The sequence below is a fragment of the Phenylobacterium sp. genome, assembly GCF_022402485.1.
In the GTDB taxonomy this organism is placed as follows: Bacteria; Pseudomonadota; Alphaproteobacteria; order Caulobacterales; family Caulobacteraceae; genus Phenylobacterium.
The window spans coordinates 74473-89420 of sequence record NZ_JAKRSA010000030.1 but is presented as its reverse complement, the minus strand read 5'-3'; the positions used below and the strand labels follow the sequence as shown (position 1 = coordinate 89420).

15 protein-coding genes are annotated in these 14948 nt (G+C 66.4%); 9 read left to right on the top strand and 6 right to left on the bottom strand.

Annotation, left to right across the window (positions count from 1 at the left end; genetic code table 11):
* Nucleotides 1-19: 19 nt before the first annotated feature.
* Entirely contained in the window at nt 20-682 is a 663-nt protein-coding gene (gene bioD / locus MH112_RS13200; protein WP_296568508.1) for a dethiobiotin synthase, read from the bottom strand.
* A complete protein-coding gene (gene bioF, locus MH112_RS13195; RefSeq protein WP_296568587.1) occupies nt 679-1830 on the bottom strand; it encodes an 8-amino-7-oxononanoate synthase in 1152 nt (383 codons plus the stop codon). Before bioF ends, bioD begins: the two co-directional genes overlap by 4 nt.
* A 67-nt stretch (nt 1831-1897) precedes the next feature.
* Between bioF and MH112_RS13190 the strand changes: the two genes are divergently transcribed.
* The gene (locus MH112_RS13190) at nt 1898-3166 is read left to right on the top strand and encodes an adenosylmethionine--8-amino-7-oxononanoate transaminase (RefSeq protein WP_296568506.1); all 1269 of its coding nucleotides are present in this window, start codon (nt 1898-1900) and stop codon (nt 3164-3166) included.
* A 10-nt stretch (nt 3167-3176) separates the two neighbouring features.
* The gene (locus MH112_RS13185) at nt 3177-3584 is read left to right on the top strand and encodes a globin (protein ID WP_296568504.1); all 408 of its coding nucleotides are present in this window, start codon (nt 3177-3179) and stop codon (nt 3582-3584) included.
* A gap of 10 nt (nt 3585-3594) precedes the next feature.
* On the opposite strand, the gene MH112_RS13180 is transcribed toward MH112_RS13185, so the two are convergent.
* Both MH112_RS13180 and MH112_RS13175 read right to left on the bottom strand, forming a co-directional pair.
* Nucleotides 3595-4530, bottom strand: a complete 936-nt coding sequence (locus tag MH112_RS13180) for an alpha/beta hydrolase (RefSeq protein ID WP_296568502.1) — start codon at nt 4528-4530, stop codon at nt 3595-3597.
* Nucleotides 4531-4630: 100 nt separating this feature from the next.
* On the bottom strand, nt 4631-6067 hold the full coding sequence (locus MH112_RS13175; RefSeq protein ID WP_296568501.1) for an aldehyde dehydrogenase family protein: 1437 nt from the start codon (nt 6065-6067) through the stop codon (nt 4631-4633).
* Between the two features lie 363 nt (nt 6068-6430).
* Between MH112_RS13175 and MH112_RS13170 the strand changes: the two genes are divergently transcribed.
* From MH112_RS13170 to MH112_RS13150, 5 genes are all read left to right on the top strand, one after another.
* Nucleotides 6431-7165: an SDR family oxidoreductase gene (locus MH112_RS13170; RefSeq protein ID WP_296568499.1), complete on the top strand. Its 735-nt coding sequence runs from the start codon at nt 6431-6433 to the stop codon at nt 7163-7165.
* 26 nt (nt 7166-7191) lie between these two features.
* Nucleotides 7192-7602 carry a dihydroneopterin aldolase gene (gene folB / locus MH112_RS13165; protein WP_296568497.1) on the top strand — a complete coding sequence of 137 codons (411 nt, stop codon included), beginning with the start codon at nt 7192-7194 and terminating at the stop codon, nt 7600-7602.
* 4 nt (nt 7603-7606) lie between these two features.
* Nucleotides 7607-8110, top strand: coding sequence for a hypothetical protein (locus tag MH112_RS13160; RefSeq protein WP_296568495.1), 504 nt, complete (start codon nt 7607-7609; stop codon nt 8108-8110).
* A 58-nt stretch (nt 8111-8168) separates the two neighbouring features.
* Complete coding sequence (locus MH112_RS13155; RefSeq protein WP_296568493.1) at nt 8169-8567, top strand: hypothetical protein; 399 nt, start codon at nt 8169-8171, stop codon at nt 8565-8567.
* A gap of 125 nt (nt 8568-8692) precedes the next feature.
* Entirely contained in the window at nt 8693-9817 is a 1125-nt protein-coding gene (locus MH112_RS13150; RefSeq protein WP_296568491.1) for a tetratricopeptide repeat protein, read from the top strand.
* 74 nt (nt 9818-9891) lie between these two features.
* Here MH112_RS13150 and MH112_RS13145 read toward each other — a convergent pair whose 3' ends face one another.
* On the bottom strand, nt 9892-10779 hold the full coding sequence (locus MH112_RS13145) for a branched-chain amino acid aminotransferase (protein WP_296568489.1): 888 nt from the start codon (nt 10777-10779) through the stop codon (nt 9892-9894).
* 142 nt (nt 10780-10921) lie between these two features.
* On the opposite strand from MH112_RS13145, the gene MH112_RS13140 reads away from it, so the two are divergent.
* Both MH112_RS13140 and MH112_RS13135 read left to right on the top strand, forming a co-directional pair.
* Nucleotides 10922-11632 carry a response regulator gene (locus MH112_RS13140; RefSeq protein WP_296568487.1) on the top strand — a complete coding sequence of 237 codons (711 nt, stop codon included), beginning with the start codon at nt 10922-10924 and terminating at the stop codon, nt 11630-11632.
* Nucleotides 11632-12978, top strand: coding sequence for an ATP-binding protein (locus tag MH112_RS13135; RefSeq protein ID WP_296568485.1), 1347 nt, complete (start codon nt 11632-11634; stop codon nt 12976-12978). Before MH112_RS13140 ends, MH112_RS13135 begins: the two co-directional genes overlap by 1 nt.
* Nucleotides 12979-13018: 40 nt before the next feature.
* Here MH112_RS13135 and MH112_RS13130 read toward each other — a convergent pair whose 3' ends face one another.
* On the bottom strand, nt 13019-14851 hold the full coding sequence (locus MH112_RS13130; RefSeq protein ID WP_296568483.1) for a DUF885 family protein: 1833 nt from the start codon (nt 14849-14851) through the stop codon (nt 13019-13021).
* Between the last annotated feature and the right edge of the window lie 97 nt (nt 14852-14948).

Below are 14948 nucleotides of genomic sequence, written 5' to 3'. Positions count from 1 at the left end.
CCTCAGCCCGGTGGTACACTCAGATCAGGGGCTCGGCCCAGGCCTGTCCATGACGAGGGGCGGGAATCACCCGAACGCCTGGCAGAAAGTGCGCCACATCGGCCAGGGTTTCGGCAAAATCCGGCGCGGCGGGATCGGCGTCCTGGCTCAGCACCACCGCCACCAGCTCCAGCCCCCGGGCCTGGATGACGCTGGCCGCGGTCAGGGTGTGACTGATCGACCCCAGGTAAGACCCGCCCACCAGCAGGACCGGCAGGCCAAGGGACGCCATCAGATCCAGATTGGTGGCGTCCTCACAGAGCGGCGACATCACCCCGCCGGCCCCTTCGATCAGCATCAGATCCGCCGTGGCCTCGCTCAGGGCGGCCGCGCACAGGTCGACCATGGCCTCAAGCCGCAGATCCTGGCCCTCCCGGCGGGCCGCCATGGGCGGCGACAGGGCGGCCTTGAAGCGCAGGGGCGACATGGCCTGCAGGGTCTCAGGGCTGAGGGGGCGACCCAGGGCAGCCAGCAGACGGCCAGGGTCGCTATCGGCCCAGTCTTCGGGATCCAAGCCGCTGACCGCAGGCTTGAAGGCCTCGACCGAGCGCCCTTTCGCCCGGGCCGCAGTGATCAGACCGCAAGCCACAAAGGTCTTGCCCACATCGGTGTGGGCGCCGGCGATGAACCATCGCGTCATCATTCCGTCTCCATCAGGGGGGCCACCGCCGTAGCCAGCCGGTCAATATCGGCGTCATCATGACCAGCCGTGAAGGCAAGCCGCAGGCGGGCGGTTCCTAATGGCACCGTGGGCGGGCGGATGGCCACCGCCAGGAAGCCTTGCGCCTCCAAGGCCCGCATGGCGCCTAAGGTGCGGGCGGCATCCCCCAGGACCACCGGCACGATGGGGCTTTGCGCCTCAGCCAGCCCCAGGGCCGAGGTGAACCGGCGGGCCTTAGCCAGGGGACGGGCGGCCAGGTCAGGCTGACTGGCAATGATCTCTAACGCCGCCAGGGCCGCGCCAGCGCTGGCCGGCGGCAGCCCCGTGGAATAGACAAAGGTCCTGGCCCGGGTGCGCAGCAAGTCGATGACCGGCCCTGAGGCGCAGACATAGGCACCGTATCCGCCGATGGCCTTAGAGAAGGTTCCCATCGCCAGGTCAACCTGAGCTTGCGGGAACAAGGCCGCGGTTCCCTTGCCTTGGCCCAGCACCCCCAGCCCATGGGCGTCGTCCACCAGCAACCAGGCCTCATGCGCCTGCGCCAGGGCGCTGATCCTGTCCAGGGGGGCGATATCCCCGTCCATGGAGAAGACCCCATCGGTGGCGATCATGGCGTGCCGCAGAACAGGGCGTTCGGCCCTCAGACGATCTGCAAGCTGGGTCAGGTCGTTGTGGGCAAAGGGGATGATCCTGGCCCCGGACAACTGCGCCCCAGCCCAGATACAGGCATGGGCCAGCTCATCGACAAAGACCCCATCGCCGGGGCCGATCAGCGTGGGGATCAGCCCGGCATTGGCCAGGTAGCCAGATCCGAAAACACACGCCGCCTCAGTGCCCTTGAAAGCGGCCAGACGCGCCTCAAGGGTGCTCAACAGGGGATGATCGCCGGTCACCAGCCGAGAGGCCCCGGCCCCGGCACCATAGGCCCGGGCCGCCGACGCCGCGGCCTCGATCACAACCGGATGGTGTGACAGGTTCAGATAGTCATTGCAGGAAAACGACAGCAGGCGCCGCCCCTCTCGCTCCACCCAGAGGCCATCCAGGCGGTGGGTTGGCGTCAGGCGACGGCGAAGATGAGCGGTCTCCAGGTCCTGGAGCTTGGCGGCGGCAAAGGTGGAGAGGCTGTTGATCACAGGGCGCGGTATGCACGAGGCTGCGCCCGCGTTAAAGGCGGCATCCTTGCTCATGGAGCCTGAAATGACCAACTGGCTGGCGCGCGGCGCTCCGCATGTGTGGCGACCCTATTGTCAGATGAAGACCGCGCCAGCGCCCCTGGCCGTCGCCCGGACGGCGGGGGCGCGCATCATCCTGGAGGATGGCCGCGAACTGGTGGACGGGATCGCCAGCTGGTGGACGGCTTGCCATGGCTACAATCATCCGCACATCGCCAGGGCGGTATCAGAACAACTAGCCCGTGCGCCACATGTGATGTTTGGCGGCCTGGCCCACGCACCGGCCTATGAACTGGCCAGCCGCCTGGCCGCCCTCCTGCCCGGGGACCTCGACCACGTCTTCTTCGCCGAAAGCGGCTCGGTGTCGGTGGAGATCGCCATGAAAATGGCGATCCAGTTCTGGATCAATCGGGGCGTCCAGGGGCGCAACCGGTTCGTCAGCTTCCTCGGCGGCTATCATGGGGACACCCTGGCCACCATGACCATCTGTGACCCCGACGAAGGGATGCACAGCCTGTTTTCCGGGGTCATGCCCAGCCAGCATGTGACCGCCCTGCCCCGGGACTCCGCCAGCGAGGAAGCCCTCGACGCCCTCCTCGGCGAGAAGAGGCACGAGATCGCCGCCCTGATCGTCGAGCCCCGCATCCAGGGGGCCGGCGGCATGCTGATCCATGAGGATGAGGTTTTGCGACGGCTGCGGGTCCTGGCCGATCGCCACGATGTGCTGCTGATCTTCGATGAGATCTTCACCGGTTTTGGCCGAACCGGCGATCTCTTTGCCTGCCAGGGCGCGGGGGTTACCCCCGACATCATCACCCTTTCAAAGGCCCTGACCGGCGGCACCCTGCCCCTGTCAGCCGCTGTGGCCCGCCGGCGAATTTTCGAGGCCTTCTGGTCCGATGACGCCGGTGCCGCCCTGATGCACGGACCCACCTACATGGCCAACCCCCTGGCTTGTGCTGCAGCGGGGGCGTCACTCGATCTCTTCGAGGCCGGCGCCTGGAAGACTGACGTGGCGCGCATCGAGGCCGCCCTGCGGTCTGGCCTCGAGCCCTGCCGGCAGGCGGCGGGCGTGGTGGATGTCCGCACCCTGGGGGCCATCGGGGTGGTGGAGTTCGAGGCCCCCGTCGACGCCGGGGCCCTGTGCCAGCGGTTCGCAGAACTGGGCTGCTGGATCCGACCCATGGGCAAGGTGGTCTATCTGACCCCGCCCTTTGTCACGACGGACGCCGAACTGGGGCAGCTGACCGGGGCGATCCGAAAGGTGCTGGGCGTTGCAGAGGCGCAGGGCTAGGCTCCAGGACATGGACGCCCAAGCCATCATCGACAGCCTTGAAGAGGTCGCCGAGCGCAGCGACGACCCGGCGCCGCAGGTCTATGAGCGCCTGTTTGCCCGCTATCCCGAGACCGAGGCCCTGTTCATCGGCGACACCCGCGGGGCCGCCCGGGGCCAGATGCTGCGCCAAGCGGTGGAGACCCTGATGGACTATCTGGGTCCAAACATCTACGCGGCCAACTTCCTGCGGGCTGAGCTGCGCAATCACGATGACATTGGCGTGCCCGGCGAGATCTTCCCGCGCTTCTACCACGCCATGGCCGAGGCCTTTGCGGAGATCGCCGGCGATGCCTGGACCCCGGCCATGCAGGCCGCCTGGGAGGATCTCACCGGTCAGATCGAACAGATCGTCCAGGTGCCAGCCCGGACGATCTGAACGTAAGGTCTCAGGCCAGGGCGGCCTTCAGGGACGCCGCGGTGGCCGCGACCGCCTCGCCCACGACCGGCGAAACATCGGCCATGATGTAGAAGTCGTGGATCAGGGTCGGATATTCCACATGCTCCGCCACCACACCGGCCGCCCTTAGGCGCAGAGCATGATCACGGCCTTCGTCCTTCAGCGGATCAAAGCCTGCCGTGACCACCAAAGCCGGGGGCAGCCCCGCACACTCCACCTTGCCCAGCATGGCCCGGTGAGCCTGGGGATGGCCCATGGCACCGAGGGATTTGTCGAACCAGGCGATGGCCTGCTTGGTCAGCAGCGGCCCGTCCAGAGCCTTGCGGGATTCAGTTTCCTGTTCGGGCCAGATGCCGGGATAGAGCAGCAGCTGGAAAGCGATCTGGCGCTTGGGATCTGACTTGAGGTCGGCGGCCACCGAGGCAGCGAGATTGCCCCCGGCGGAGTCGCCGCCGACGGCGATGCGAGCCGGATCAACGCCGATCTCAGCGGCATGGTCGAAGGCCCAACGGGTCGCCGCCAGGGCATCGTCATGGCCTGCGGGAAAGGGGTTTTCCGGGGCCAGACGGTAGTCCACCGAGAGGACCCGAACCCCTGCCAGGTCCGCCAACCTGCGGCAGTGGCCATCGTGGCTTTCGAGGTCGCCGATCACGAAGCCGCCGCCGTGAAAATAGACCAGCCCGCCGGTGACCGCCGCAGCGCCGGAAGGGGTATAGAGCCTTGCTGGAATCTCGCCAGCTCCACCGGCCACCTTCAGGTCGCGGGCCGCCACGGACTTCGGCGCGTTCTGGTCCGCCGCCTGACGCTGCATGCGGTAGCCCATGCGGACCATCTCCGGCGGCAAGGCGTCCAGGGGCGGCGGGGTCTGGCCCTCGGCGGCCTTGGCCTGGGCGGCCAGCATGGCCTGAAAGTGCGGGTCCATCATCGGCGTCTTCCTCGTGTGCAGGGTCGCGCTCTTGCCGGCGCAATCATGAAAACGGCCCCCGACGGATCGCCGGGGGCCGCAGATGGTTCAGCCGATAGCCTTACTCGGCCGCGGCCTTGGGCGCGTAACCCATGACCGCCTTGACCTCGAGGAACTCGTGGAAGGCGAAATCGCCCCACTCGCGCCCATTGCCGCTCATCTTGAAGCCGCCGAAGGGCGCCGTCATGTCCGAGGCCCCGTTGATCGACACCTGACCGGCGCGGAGCTTGGAGGCCACTTCCCGAGCCTTGGCCAGATCAGCGCCGTTCACATAGGCGGCCAGGCCGTACTCGGTGTCATTGCCGATGGCGATGGCCTGATCGACGTCCTCATAGCCCAGGATCGACAGGACCGGACCAAAGATCTCCTCACGGGAGATGGTCATGTCCGGGGTCACATTGGCGAAGACGGTGGGCTGGACGTAGTAGCCCTTGTCCAGGCCTTCCGGACGGCCCGGACCGCCGGCCACCAGGGTGGCGCCCTCGTCGATGCCCTTCTGAATCAGGCCCTGGATCTTGTCCCACTGGGTCTTGGAGACCACCGGGCCCAGCATGGCGTTGCCGGTGGGATCACCCACCGTCACCTGGGCGGCGGCTTCCTTGGCCGCAGCGATCGCCTCGCCCATCCGCTTGGCCGGGACCAGCATCCGGGTCGGCGCGTTACAGGACTGGCCGGAATTGGTCATCACCTGACGCACGCCACCGGCCACGCTCTTGGCGAAGACCTCGTCGTCGAGGACGATGTTCGGGCTCTTACCGCCCAGTTCCTGGTGCACGCGCTTGACCGTCGGGGCAGCGTTCTTGGCGACCTCGATGCCGGCCCGGGTGGAGCCGGTGAAGGAGACCATGTCCACTTCCGGATGGGTCGAAAGCGGTACGCCGACGCCCAGGCCATCGCCATGAACCAGGTTGAACACGCCAGCCGGGACGCCGGCCTCATGCATGATTTCGGCGAAGATCTGGCCGGTGAAGGGCGCGACCTCGGAGGGCTTCAGCACCATGGTGCAGCCCGTCGCCAGGGCCGGGGCGACCTTGCACATGATCTGGTTGAGCGGCCAGTTCCAGGGGGTGATGAAGCTGCACACACCGATCGGCTCTTTGACGATCATCGTCGAACCGCGGTCTTCCTCGAACTTGAAGTCCTTGAGGATGCCAATGGCCGTGGCCATGTGGCCCATGCCCGACGGAACCTGCGCCCGCTGGGCCAAGGAGGCCGGGGCCCCCATTTCCTCGGTAACGGCCGTAGCCAGGTCGCCGAAGCGCTTCTGATATTCCGCCAGCACCCGCTGCATGACATCCAGGCGCTCTTCGCGGCTGGTCTGCGACCAGGTGGCGAAGGCCTTGCGGGCGGCCTTCACGGCTTTGTCCACATCAGCTTCACCGCCGAGGGCGATCTTGCCGACCACCGCCTCGGTGGCGGGATTGATCACGTCGAGGGTCTTGAGGGCCACCGGCTCCACCCACTGACCGTCGATATAGAACTTCAGATATTCGCGCATGCCGTCCTCCTGGACCCTAGATTTCTTGGCGCCGGCTCCACGGCCCGCGCAGTTTCAAACAGGCATTTTAGTTATCGACGTTCACCAAGGGAACATCAATCCGGTCGGCACGGGGGCCGCGCCATTTCCCGTCGCAAGGTGACCCGCCCAGGCCCGCCCCGCAACCGGTGCCGTGCGGATTTGCGCAGACCGCCGAACTCTGGCTCGCCTTGCAGCCCAGCCCGTGGCTCGCTAAAGCCATGAGACCTGTGTTTCTGGAGAGCCCAATGACCGCCGTCTATACCGTCCTGGTGTTCATCGTCGTGATCTTCGCCATCAACATCTACGAGTTCGGGCGGCCGGACTGAAACGAGGCCTGTGCCCGTGAGTGAGCTTTCACGTGGGACAGCCTTGGTCACCGGAGCCGCGCGGCGTATCGGCCGGGTGCTGGCGCTCAGCTGCGCGGAAGCCGGCTTTGATGTGGCCCTGCATTGTCGCGCGGTGGACAACGACGCGGAGTCAGTCGCGGCGGAAATTCGTGCCATGGGCCGACGCGCGGCCCTGTTCACCCGGGACCTGCGCAAGGAATCCGAAACGGCCCCCCTGGTGGGTGAGGCTGAGGCCGAACTGGGCCCTGTGACCTTGCTGGTCAACAGCGCCTCGGTGTTCGAAGACGACGCCTTTGCTTCCATGAACCGCCAGTCGTGGGACCTGCATATGGAGACCAATCTCCGCGGTCCCCTGGTCCTGGCCCAGGCCTTCGCGCGGCGGATCACCGGTGAGCAGCGGGGCCTGATCGTCAACATTCTTGACCAGCGGGTCCTGCGCACCCAGCCGGCGTTTTTCTCCTATTCCCTGAGCAAGGCCGCCCTCTGGGAGGCGACCCGGATGATGGCCCTGGATCTGGCGCCACGGGTTCGGGTGAACGGGATAGGACCGGGGCCGGTTCTGCCCTCGATCCACCAGACTGCCGCTGATTTCGCACAGGAAGCCGCCAGCACCCCCCTGGCACGGGCCGTTGACCCCCGGGAGATCGCCCAGGCCCTTCGCTACCTCATTGACGCTCCGTCGGTGACGGGCCAGATGATCGCCATCGATTCTGGTCAGCATCTGGCCTGATCTCCGCGAGCCTGGAGGGCGCGACCTTGGCCCTGTCCCCCGTCGCCGAAGAGGCGCAATCCCCGGAAGCCCCCGGCTGCCGCGTGGTGGCCAGCAAGATTTTTGTCTCAGCCCTGCGGGTGGACGCCCATGTGGGCATCTATGCCCATGAGCGGGGGCGCAGCCAGCCTCTGGTGATCGACGTAGAGCTGGACGCCGCCGTGGCAGGTGCAGAGCAGCTTTCCGAAACGGTCAATTACGAGCTGGTCGCTGAGGCCGCCCGGTCCTTGGCGACTTCAGGCCACATCGGCCTGGTCGAGACCTTCGCCGAGATGCTGGCCCGCGCCTGTCTCGCCGATCCCCGTGTGAGCCGCGCCCGTGTGCGGGTCGACAAGCCCCAGGCGCTGGCCCCCCACGCTGCGAGCGCCGGGGTCGAGGTGATCCTCGTCCGGACCTGACCCCATGGCCACGGTGCATCAGGCGCGCATCTCGCCCCTTCTGCCGACCACATCGTGGACCCTGGAGCACGGAACCCTGGTGGAACAGCGCGGGGGCAAGGTTCGCCGGTTCCCCCTGGCCGAGCTGCGTCGACTGTCCTTGACCGAGGGGCTGATCCGCGCCGATTTCGCCAAAGGTCGGGTGCGCATTCCTGCCCGCAGCTTCAGCGCCACCGGCCGTCTCGAAGACCGTCGAGAGAGTTTCTCTCCCCTGGCTGAGGCCCTGGCCGCCGAGGGTGCTGTCCACGCGCCCCAGCTGAGCCTGGGTCAGGCATCACCCCAAGGGGCCGAGATGGTCATCTGGACCATCGCCCTGTGCGGGGCTGGGGCTGTGGCGGTGATGGCGGCGGCGGCGATGATCGGGGCCTGGTCGCTGGGACTGGCCCTGGCCGCCCGGCTGGTTTTCGTACTGATTCTGGCCCTAGCGGCCCTGCCGTGGATCGGGCGAGGCCGGCTAACAGCGAATTAAGGTGCCGGGAAGCTCGGAGCGCGGCAATATCGGCTCAGATCCCTTGAGGAACATGTCCATGACCGACACCCTTACCCCCGCGACACCAGACGAAGACCGCACCATGCCGGCGGTGGTTTATGGGCTCTACTTGCTGGCCCTAGTCAGTCTGGTGACCGTGTTCATTGGTCTGATCATCGCCTATGCCAACCGCAGCGGTGCCGGGCCTATTTTGGCCAGCCACTACACCTTTCAGATCCGCACCTTCTGGCTGTCCATTGGCTGGTTTCTGATTGGCTCGCTGCTCTTGGTGTTCGGTATCCCGCTGTCCTTTGTTCTGATCGGGATCCCCGCCGTGATCCTCGGCGTCTTCATCATGGGGGTGATCTGGATCTGGTTCGCCGTCCGCTGCGTGGTGGGCGTGATTTACCTGGCCCGAGGAGAAGCCTATCCCCGGCCTTTGAACTGGCTGATTTAGAGGCAGTTTGCTCAATTGCGGGGCGGTGAGAAGGCCGCTCCGTCCCCTGGGGGTTGCATCCCCTTGAGGCCGCGCGCCGTAGCTCACCTAGCTTTGTATACAAGGCGGACAAGGGGGACTTTGGCATGCTGGGGCGGATTATCGGACTGCTTCTGGGGGTAGGACTGGGCGGCCTCGCCTATGTCATCCTGTATCCCGGCGGGCTGCAGGGACAGATTCCCACCCTCAACCTCGGGGCTTTCGAGGGCGTTCGCCTTGGCGTCGCCATGGCTTCGGGCATCATGGGCGCGGCTCTGGTGATTGCCGCCCTGGTGCGCGCGCCGACGCGTCGGAAAGCCGCGCGCAGCCAACCCCTTGCGGGGTTCAAATTTGCTGACGATCCTGTGGACGCAAAGGAGGCGGCGCTCCCGGAAGAGCCCCGTCCCTTTCCAGAGCTAACTCCTCTCCAGGCCCTGGAGGCTGCGCCGTTCCCTGAACCCGCACCATTCCCGGCAGACGTGACGCACGCCCAGACCGAGACCCAACTGGCAGCACCCCTGGCCGCCATCACGGCGGCAACACCGCTGGAGGCGCTGGGCGACACCGCCCCCGAGAACGCGCCACCGGAGATGGCTCAGCCTGAGCCGCACCCGCTAGAGCCTGCCCCTGTCGCCGCTGCTCCAGTCGAACCGTCGGTGGTGGCCGATGACTTCGACGCCGCGCGTACCGAATTGCGCACCCATGCCCGGGCCGAGGCCTGGGGGCCGGCGGCCCTGGCGCTGCAGCGCGTCAAGGCCTTGGCCAGTTCCGATCGTCAGCAGATGCTGGCGGCTCAGGACGCCGGGGACTTCGCTCGCGCCCAGGGCCGGTCCGATGACGCCATCGAGGCCTATGACCTGGCCCTGGCCTATGCCCGGCAGGCCGGGGAACCCGACCTCATGGCCGACGCCCTCTTGAATGTGGGCGACATGGCCTATGAAGAGCACCGGCTGGACTCCGCTGTGGAGTCCTACGAGTCCGCCCTCGACCTGCGTCGGAAGATCGCCGGAACAGATCATACGCCCAGTGCCCGGCGTGCCCTGTCCATCGCCCTGGAGCGCCTCGCTGATGCACGGGAAGATAGGGGTCATCGCACCCGCGCGCTGGATCTCTATCGAGAAAGCGAGGCGATCACCGCCGATCTCGCCGCCTCCGATGAGGCCAAGTATGGCCCCGACCTCGCCACCACCCGGGAGCGTCTGCAAGAGCTTGAGGCCCGGGTCCTGGCTTGAATGAAAACCCCCTCCGCCGGGGGCGGAGGGGGTGAGACTTTCAATCCTGAACCGAAGACCTTCCAGGTCTGTGGTCAGGCTGGCTGCAGCTGACGGCGGACCATCTTGGCGTAGTCGTCCATCAGGCTCAGCGAGATATTGCCAGGTGTGAACGTGTACTCCCCGATCTGCGAGACCGGCGTCACTTCAGCAGCCGTGCCAACCACAAAGCACTCGGTGAAATCCGCCAGTTCCTCAGGCTTGATGTGGCGCTCGATCACCTCGAAACCCTTGGCCTGGGCCAGGGCGATCACAGACTGACGGGTGATGCCGTTCAAGAAGCAATCGGGGGTGGGGGTGTGCAGCGCCCCGTCCTTGACGAAGAACACGTTGGAGCCGGTGCTTTCAGCCACATACCCCCGGTAGTCGAGCATCATGGCGTCTGTGTAGCCGGCCTTCTCCGCCGCATGCTTGGAGATGGTGCAGATCATGTAGAGGCCGGTCGCCTTGGCGTGGACCGGCTCGGTCTCTGGGGAGGGGCGCTTGTACTTGGCCCAGCACATGCGGATGCCCTTAGCCCGCTCCTCCGGCGAGAAGTAGCTCGGCCATTCCCACACCGCGATGGCGACGTGGATCTTGGTGTCCTGGGCCGAAACCCCGATCATCTCTGAGCCGCGCCAGGCGATGGGACGCACATAGGCGTCGGTCAGGCCGTTGCGCGCGCAGGTCTCCTTGCAGGCCTGATCGATCTCGGCCACCGTGAAGGGGATCTCGAAGTCGAGGATCTCCGCCGATTTGAACAGGCGCTCGGTATGTTCGGTGAGCTTGTAGATCTCACCGCCATACATCCGCTCGCCCTCAAACACCGCCGAGGCGTAATGGAGGCCGTGCGTCAATACGTGCACCTTCGCCTCGCGCCAGGCCACGAACTGGCCATCCAGCCAGATCCATCCATCGCGATCGTCAAAGGGAACGAGAGCCATCGGCGTAGAGCCTCCTTTCAATGCGCTCCCCTTACAACGCTCCGCGAAGCGCGCGTCAAACGAAATGGCCAAGCCAATGCATGGCCGAAGGCTCAAGAGCGGCCTATCCTGTCGTCCTGCGCCAAGGGGAGCCGCCAGACGCATGAGCCTCGGTGAAGTTACAGGACCGCTTGCCCGTCATCTCCTGGTGGTGGACGACGATGATCGCATCCGTGAACTGCTGAAGGCTTTTCTCAGCCGGGAAGGCTTTCGCGTCACGACCGCCCCCGGCGGAGCAACCGCTCGGCGGCTGCTGGAAAGCCTGGATTTCGACCTGGCGGTGTTCGATGTGATGATGCCCGGCGAGGATGGTGTTTCCCTGACCCGCTGGCTGAGGGCGCGCAGCGGCGCAGCTGGTCGCACACCCGTGCTGATGTTGACTGCCCGGAGCGAGCCCGACCACAGGATCGAGGGCTTGCAGGTCGGGGCCGATGACTACCTCGGCAAGCCCTTTGAGCCCCAGGAACTCTTGCTGCGTATCGAAGCCATTCTGCGCCGCACCACCCAAAGGGCCCCGGCTGCGGGACGATTCTCCCTCGGTCACTGCACGTTCGATCTCGCCCGGGGCGAACTGTCGCGGGAAGGTGCCCCGGTTCGGCTGACCGAAGGGGAAGCGGTGTTGCTGCGCCGGCTCGCCCAGTCGCCGCATGAGCCGGTAGACCGGCTGGAGCTGGCCCGCGACACGGTCGATCCCTCTGGCCGGGCCGTGGACGTTCAGGTCACCCGCCTGCGCCGCAAGATCGAGACAGACCCAAAGATGCCGCGCTATCTCCAGACCGTCCGCGGGGTCGGCTATATGCTGGCACCCGACTGATGCGCCTGCGATTGCCGCCTCGCTATCTAGGCCGGATGATCAAGCGCCGGCTGCCCACCAGCCTGTTTGGCCGATCCCTGCTGATCATCGTCCTACCGGTGGCCCTGATGCAGGTGGCCGTGACCTGGATCTTCTTCGACGCCCACTGGGAGACGGTCACCAGCCGGCTCTCCGATGGTCTCGCCGGCGAGGTGGCCTGGGCCGTGGCTGGATACGAAGACGACAAGAGCCCGGAGGCCTTCGCCATCCTGGCCGCCCGGGCCGAAGAATCGCTCAGCCTGTCCATCGCCCTGCAGGACGGACGCCCCCTGCCGCAGAACCGCCGCTACTCCTTCTTCGCCCCGGTGGACCGCTCTCTCCAGCGGGCGCTTTCAGAGCGCCTGGACGCCCCCTTCTGGTTCGACACCACCCGCTACCCCGCCTATGTAGACATCCGCGTTCAGGTGGATGAGGGCGTTCTGCGGATCCTCGCCCCCCGGGACCGGGCCTTCGCCACCCAAGGGCACATCTTCATTCTCTGGCTGACGGTGGCGACCCTGCTGCTGACCGCTGTTGCCATCCTGTTCATCCGCAATCAGACCCGCGCCATTGAACGTCTGGCCGCCGCCGCCGACGCCTTTGGCCGGGGAGAGGACGATCAGGGCTTCAAGCCCCATGGCGCCCGCGAAGTACGGCAGGCCGCCCACGCCTTCCTGGCCATGAAGTCCCGAATCCAGCGCCACATCGAACAGCGCACGGCGCTGTTGGCCTCGGTGAGTCATGATCTGCGCACGCCCCTGACCCGGCTGAAGCTCGAGCTCGCGCTCGCCCCGCCGTCATCGCGCACCGCCGACATGAAGCGCGATCTGGCCGAGATGGAGCACATGATCGACGAATATCTGGCCTTCGCCCGGGGCGAGGGCGGCGAAAGCGTCGAAGACACGCCCTTGCGGCCCCTGCTGGACGAGGTGGGTGAGGGCGCGGCCCGGGCTGGTGCCAAGGTGCGGGTTGAGGCCCCAGACGGTCTGGCCGTCCGGGTGCGCCCCAACGCCCTGCGCCGGGCGGTATCGAACCTGGTGATGAACGCCGCCGTCCATGGGGAGACCATCGAGGTGGTGGCCAGACGCCTCCCCTCCGGGGGGGTGGAAATCGCCGTCGACGACGATGGACCGGGCATCCCTGCCGCCCAATATGAAGATGCCTTCAAGGCGTTCAACCGCCTCGACGAAGCCCGCAATCAGAACATCAAGGGGGTCGGGCTTGGGCTGGCCATCGCCCGGGACGTGGCCCGCGGCCATGGGGGCGAGGTGCTCCTGGACCGATCGCCCCTGGGCGGTCTGCGTGCGGTGATCCGCCTGCCAGCCTGACCCACCGGAGCGCTCGCTCCGGGGGTCCTGGCCTGTCGAATCAGGCCGCTCGGCGGGCGGCAATGTGATTGTCGATCACGGCTTCCAGCACGGTCAGGGGCACCGCGCCCGACAAAAGCCCCGCATCGTGGAAGGCCCGTAGGTCGAACCGGTCCCCCAGGGCCATACGCGCCTTTTCCCGCAGTCGCAGCCAGACCAGTTTGCCAACCATGTAGCTGCAGGCCTGGGCTGGCCAGACGGCATAACGTTCAATCTCAGTGGACGAGGAGGAGGTCGGCGAGCCATCGATGGAGGACATGGTCTCGATGGCCTGTTCCCGGCTCCAGCGCTTGGCGTGGATGCCCGTATCGACCACCAGGCGGGCGGCGCGGAACAGGGCGGCCTGCAGGTAGCCGACCTCGGCCAGGGGGTTATCCTCATAGACCCCCATCTCCTTGGCCAGTTCCTCGGCATAGAGCGCCCAGCCCTCCCCGTAGGCCGACAGGAAGGTGGCCCGGCGGATCATGGGCAGGTCAGCCTCCTGCTGCAGGGCCAGCTGCATGTGATGGCCCGGGGCGGCCTCGTGATAGGTCAGGGTCGGCAAGGTCCAGGTAGGGTTTTCCGCCGTATCCCGGAGATTGATCCAGAAGATGCCCGGCCGAGAGCCATCCAGGGTCGGTTGGTTGTAATAGCCCCCGGGCGCCCCGGCCTCGATGAACTTGGGCACCCGCCGGACTTCCACAGGTGCCTTGGGCAGGGTCCCGAAGTATTCGGGGAGTCGCTTGTACATGGCCTCGGTCATGACATTGAGCGACTCGATCAGTTCCTCCTTACCGGCGTCGGTGTTGGGGAAGTGGTACTTCGGCTCCTTGAACAGGGCTGCGATCCGCTCCCCCACCGTCCCTTGGGTATAACCCTCGGCCTTGAGGATCACATCGGCCCGGGCCGACAGCTCCCGGGCCTGCTCCAGGCCCATCTGGTGGACTTCATCAGCGCTCAGGGTCGTGGTGGTCGATGCGCGCAGGGCATGTTCGTAATAGGCTTCCCCGTCGGGGAGACGCCAGACGCCGGCGTCATGGACCGCCTGCGGTGCCAGTTCGCTCATCAGATCGATCTGACGCTGCAGGGCCGGTGCCACCTTATCGACATAGATAGCTGTCGCCTGGCCGGCATAATCCCCAGCGATTCCCCGGGCGGCGGCACGGTCGGCCACCGAGGTGACCAGGGGCGATGACGCAGGGTCGGTCAGCAGGCCGCGCATCTGGGTCAAGGTGCGCTCGATGACAAAGTCTGGCGGCGTACAACCCAGGCCCACGTCCCGACGCATCCGCAGGACTTCCTCATCCATCACCGTGGCGAAGGCTTCCAGTCGGGCAAGATAGGCGTCCGCATCACCCTGGGTCTCGATGACATGCTGAGACCCCAGGAAGTCCGGCACGTAGCGGTAGGCACCCGAGAGCTGGGAGATCACATAGGGCTGGCCAGCGCCCTCCGACCCATAGACAAACCGGCGGTTGGCCGCGTGGTTGGTCTCCAGGGAGAACTTCATGGCGTCGTAATTGATCGCGTCCATGCCCGAGAGCTCAGCCCGGGGCAGGACCATCAGCCGGGCTAGCTGGCTCGTGGTCTTGGCCCGGTCGGCGTCCAGGGCGGCAATGGAGGCAGAGCTCAACTGACGCTTGGCGCCGGCCCTCGCCCCTGAATCCAGGCCCAGCCGGGTGACCAGTTCGGGAACATCGTCCAGGGCCTCCTGGTAGAAGGCCTCCAGAACGGTGTCGAGTTGGTCGCTGGCGGACGAAGCGCCCTGCGCCCAGGCGCGGGTATTGGGGACCATGGTCCCGGCCAAGGCCACAGCGCCGGCGGCGCCAAAGAGCATCTGACGACGGGTCTGCAAGTCGGGACTCCTCTCGGGGTACTGTTACGTCTGTTACGGGCCACGCTAAGCGCCGCAGCCTGAGAGGAAAACCCGAAAGGCGGGATCGGCGCCGGAA